The 3,260-nt window shown below is 72.8% G+C and carries 2 protein-coding genes; both read right to left on the bottom strand.

Annotation, left to right across the window (positions count from 1 at the left end; translation table 11 throughout):
• Window positions 1-2,769, bottom strand: a 2,769-nt coding sequence (locus KUTG_RS62120) for an nSTAND1 domain-containing NTPase (protein ID WP_198047452.1), incomplete at its 3' end; no start/stop codon positions are given.
• A gap of 81 nt (window positions 2,770-2,850) precedes the next feature.
• Window positions 2,851-3,222: an L-asparaginase family protein gene (locus tag KUTG_RS38850; protein ID WP_052395897.1), complete on the bottom strand. Its 372-nt coding sequence runs from the start codon at window positions 3,220-3,222 to the stop codon at window positions 2,851-2,853.
• Window positions 3,223-3,260 lie beyond the last annotated feature (38 nt).

Below are 3,260 nucleotides of genomic sequence, written 5' to 3'. Positions count from 1 at the left end.
GGGAAGTAGGAATCCCACTGGCTCTGGGAGATCAGACCGGTGCGGGGCAGCCGGCAGACGGCCGCGGCGGCCACCCTCGGGACGCATCGTCCAGGTGGTGAGAGTGGTGTCGCCGATGGCGACGAGGTCGCCGTCGGCCGTGAACAAGACGGTGCGGACATGGTCGGGAGCCCCGGTGAGCTCGGCGGTCTTGTTCGGGCTGCCGCCGTCGTCGACGGTCCAGACCGAGATGACGCCGTCGTCCTCGACGACGGCGACCGTGTGCGAGTGGAACGCGGGGGCGACGGCGGCCGGGGCGGTGGACAGGGCGACGATCCGGACCAGGTGGCCGGGGCGGAGCTGCCAGAGCACGGTGGCCGGGTCCGTGAGGTCGGTGGAGACCGTGGTGACCAGGGCGCCGTCCTCGCTGACGGACTCGGCGCTGTAGTTGCCGTGCTGGTCGTCGTCGGTGGGCAGCGGGTCCCAGCGGTCCTGGGCCTGCAGCCACACCTGTGGCCGGCGGGCGTCGCCCCGGCTGGGCACGGTGGTGAGAGTCAGCCCGGCGGCGGAGAAGTGGGCCGGCCCCAGCGCGTCGGTCAGGGTGGCGACGGCGACCGGCTTGGTCGGGTCGGTGATGTTCCACAAGGTGGTGTCGGTGGCGACCGGCGCGAGCTTGACGTCGTCGGCGGGGTGCCCGGCCGCGGCCAGCACGTGCCCGGTGTGGTCGAAGCTGACCAGCACGCGATTGCCGTGGTTCAGCCACTTCCGCACGGGCGCGTTCCGTGCGCCGACGTCGAACAGGGCGAGGGAGCCGTCGTCGTAGGAGGCGGCCAGCAGCTTGGCGTCGTCGGACACGGCCAGCGAGTCCACGGCCGCGCCGGTGCCGGGGATGGTGCTGTCGGCGCCGGAACCGGTGAGCACGATGTCGCCGTTCGGTGCGGCTGACGCCATCAAGGCCGCCTTGGCGTCGACCGCGGTGGGACCGGACACCGCCCGTTCCTCGGCGCTGAACTGGAGCAGCCGGCCTTCGGTCCGCGGCGAGGGGTAGAGCCGGTACGCGGCCAGGGCCAGCTGGCCGGCCAGGTACTTGTCGGTGCGCAGGTGCGAGGCCACTTGGGAGTCGACAGCCAGCGCGACCTGCTCGCTCAACTGCTCCTGGCTGCCGACCCAGGCGGTGAAGCCGCTGAACGCCGTGACCAGCAGCAACGCGACGAGCAGGACCACCAGCTGGCGCAGGCGGCGGGTGCGCTTGCGCTCGACGCTCGCCTGGGTGCGCTCGGCGTACTGGCTGGCGGTGAAGAACTTGCGCTCCCGCGCGGACAACGTGGGGTCGGCCCGCCTGACCCAGTCCGCGGCGATGAGCAGTCGCAGCCCCCGGTACAACGCGCCGGCGTCGTGGTCGAGGGCGACCCACGCGGCGGCGGCCTCGGTGAGCTGGCGGTGCGTGCGCAGGCCGTCGCGGTCCTTGGACAGCCATTCGCGCAGCCTCGGCCAGGTGACGAGCAGCGCCTCGTGGGTGAGCTCGATGCCGTGCCGGCCGACGGTGATCACCCGGCGGCGCATCAGCTCGGTCAACACGGCCTCGGTCCGCTCGCTGTCGTCCAGCTCGCAGCGGGCTAGGCGGCGCGTGGTGTCCTCGGCGCCGTCGCCGAACGCGGTGAGCCGCAGGAAGATCTGCCGGGCCAGCTCCCGGTCGGCCGGTCCGAACGTCAGGTAGGCGGACTCGGCGGCGCGGGCGATGGCGTGCCGGATGCCGCCGGCCTCGTCGTACGCGGCGAGGGTGAGGGTCATGCCCTGCTTGCGGTGCCAGGTTTCCTGCAATGCCCGGGACACCAGGGGCAGCGTGCGGCTGCGGTCGCCGGCATCGGCGATGAGCCGCGCAACCAAAGCCGTCTCCAGTGTCAGTCCGGCCGCCGATGCGGGTTTCGTAGCGGCCTCGCGCAGCTCGTCGACGGTCATGGCCCGCATCGGAAACTGGTGCACCTCCGGCCGTTCGAAGCGGTCGAGGTAGTCGGCGCGCAGGCCGAGGACGACCCGGCAGCGGCTGGTGTCGACGTTCGCGGCGTGCACCAGGGCGGCGATGAAGTTGTGGCGTTCGGTCTCGTCGCGGCAGCGGGTGAAGACCTCCTCGAACTGGTCGACGATCAGCAGCAGTTCGCCGTCCGCCGCCGCCTGGCGGACCCGCAGGTGCAGGTTGGCCGGGTCGGCCGCGAGCTCGTCGCGTAGCCGCGGCGCCGACCAGTCCGCGACGACGGCCAGCCGCACCGCGCACTCCTCGATCGGGTGCGGACCCGGCGTGAACACCACCACCTTGTGCCGGCTCCTCGCGGCGAGACCGGCCCTGAGCAGCGAGGACATGCCGCTGCCGGACGCGCCGTGCACGCACACCATGCGGTGCTCCCCCACCGCGGCCACCAGCTCGCCGATCAGGGCGTCACGGCCGAAGAACCCCTCCGCGTCCGCCGTCTCGAACGCAGCCGAGCCCAGGTAGGGCGCGTGGATCGTCTTCGGCGTCTCCGCCGGCAGCAGCTCCGCCGCCACCTCGCGCCACCGCTGCTCCCACACTGCCGTGTCGCCCTCGCAGGCCGTGACGTACGCCAGGGTGACGGCCAGGCTCGGCAGCTTGCGACCGCCCGCCGCCTCCGACAGCACCGCCGTCGAGTAGTGCGCACGCCGGCTCAGCTCCCGGTACACCGGACTGCCCGCCAACGTCCTGAGCCTGCGCAGATCCGCCGCGAATCTCAGCAGCGGCCCGTCCCCCTCGTCGAGTGGCCTCTCACCCCGTGGCACGTACTCCACCCCCAGTGTCCGTGACCGGCCCGATTGTGACACCGAGTCACAGCCGACAAGGGCGAGTTGGGAGCTTTTCGGTCAGCTGCGAAACATCTCGCGGGCCGCGCGCACCCCGCCGTGGCCGAGGGCGACCATGAGGGCGACGCGGGCATGGCCGGCGGTGACACCCGGGGCGATGATCGCGCCGGCCTTCTCGGCCAGTGCGGCGCCGGTGGCGGGGCCGGCGAGAACGGGGACCCGGGGCACGATGACGACCGGGATCTCCCAGTGGGTGAGCTCCATGATCGTGGCGAACAGCTCGATGGGCACGTTGCCGCCGCCGGATCCCTCCAGCACGATGCCGCGGGCCCCGGCGTCGACGACGGTGTTGACCATGGCGGCGGTCATGCCGGCGTAGACCCGGATCACGGCGACGTCGCTCTCCGGCTCGTGCGGCGGACGCGGATGCACGGGGCGGAGGTGCGGTCACCAACGCGGCCCGCCCGCCG

Source organism: Kutzneria sp. 744 (genome assembly GCF_000568255.1).
Classification (GTDB): domain Bacteria; phylum Actinomycetota; class Actinomycetes; order Mycobacteriales; family Pseudonocardiaceae; genus Kutzneria.
Note: the sequence above shows the minus strand (reverse complement) of the source record. Positions and strands in the feature narration are given on the sequence as shown.